The sequence below is a fragment of the Janthinobacterium sp. LPB2021202312-11-4 genome (assembly GCF_037049705.1).
Taxonomy (GTDB): Bacteria; Pseudomonadota; Gammaproteobacteria; order Pseudomonadales; family Pseudomonadaceae; genus Aquipseudomonas.
Window position 1 is genome coordinate 1 of sequence record NZ_JBAGKV010000080.1, and the last position, 1,649, is coordinate 1,649.

General features: G+C 54.2%; 1 protein-coding gene. It reads right to left on the minus strand.

Annotation, left to right across the window (positions count from 1 at the left end; all coding sequences use genetic code 11):
- A partial coding sequence (locus V5E99_RS30900; RefSeq protein WP_499806308.1) for a hypothetical protein occupies positions 1-1,649 on the minus strand: 1,649 nt, incomplete at both ends.

Consider the following 1,649-nt stretch of genomic DNA (forward strand, 5'->3'; position numbering starts at 1 on the left):
CACTACGACCATCAGCAATCCGCCGATCAGAATCCCTCCGAGGCTTTCCAGCGGACGGCCGACATCGGCGACACCAGGATCAAACATCCCCCAAAGTCCCATAGCCATCGCTTGGACCATTGCCAGGCCGACAGCGCTAATCACAATCGCTGCTGCCAGGCCACCCACGGCCAAAGCAGGATAGAGGAAGATGAAGATGAAGGCGTTCCACCCTTTGGCCGACAATTGAGAGGTGTGCTCTTCGCCTTTCGGTGCGGCCATACCAGCCGACCAGAGCGTCACTCCGAAAAAGGTCGTAGCAACGGCTACGAGCCAGCTGATTGCCCCCATCAGTCCATAGATTGCAAACAATAGAGGCATCACATAGCCAAGTAACCCGCCGGAGACAATCATTACTCCTCCGATTGCTTTTGGCAGCGTCCCATCAGTGATTGAGTTAAGACCGGGGATATATTTCGCGATCGTCCCGCCCGCAAAAAATCCAATGCCAGTGCCAACGAGCGAGCGTCCCCAGGACGCAATGTTGTGGATATTCTGGTTCGAGGGCCCGGTCGTGGACTTGAGGATGTCGAGCGAAAAAACTCTAGCCAGCAGCGACTTTTCAGCACCAACATTTCCAGGTTGAATCTGTGCCAGGGCTTCGCTTTCGACCAGTTTTGAGAGCGAGTCGCCCGGAGTCATCGCCGAAAGCGTGGATTTTGGCATCATCTGTGCGGTCGCGCCCTCTGCGTAGCTAGCAGCACGTGAGAAGTCGCTCGCTGCGCGCAACACGAAAGTGCCGCCGAGCATCCAACCCCAGTTCTTTACTTCGTCAAAATACGCTTCACTACGAGCAGCCTGGTCAGTTGCAATCGTGGTGCTGATGGTTCGCTCAACCATGGTTTTATACCAGTCTGCGGACTGACTAGCCCATGTGATACTTTCCTCAAAAAATGTCTTCGCGTCCCCTGCCCCCACAGTCCCGTCCCGAGCCAAAATCGCCTGCTGGACGGCATGCTCGACCAGACCGATCCAGATCTGACGCTGAGCCGAGGCTATACCGACCTCGATAGAGGCGGCATTGTTTTTCTTGACCTGTTCATACTCATCACTGCATGTCATTGACGACAACCAACCGGATTGGCAAAACCACCCCTCGGTTTCCATCTCCCCCTCGACCGTACCAGTAACCGCGTCGAGATCGATCAATCGTTGGACACCCATGCTGACAGCACGGGCCAATTCGTCGCTCGGAGGAATTAACGGTATCTGTAAAGATCGGCCCGCGTTTGCGATATACACGCCTGCAGCAGCGGCTTCAGTCGAGCCCGCAGCTGGATACTTACCGCCGTAAACCTGATTCCATTTTATTTTTAAAGCCTCACTCGCAAGGTCACGACTCGTTAGCGAATTTAATTGATCGTTCGGATCTCGGAATATTTTCAGACCAGCGAGTTGGACCGCTGAGATTTTCCAACTGTTTAGCATGTCCAAAGCGACTTTCGCGTCGACTTCAACTCGGAATTGCGGATCACTAAACAGGTTATGGCGATGCATCAGTTCAAATGCATTGTGTTGCATCGTGTCGCCGAATTCGGCCGCAGATTTGGAGACACCGGCGACAAGAGCGTGTCCTGGCGTCAAAGTGATCTGAATCCCGCCGGCACTAG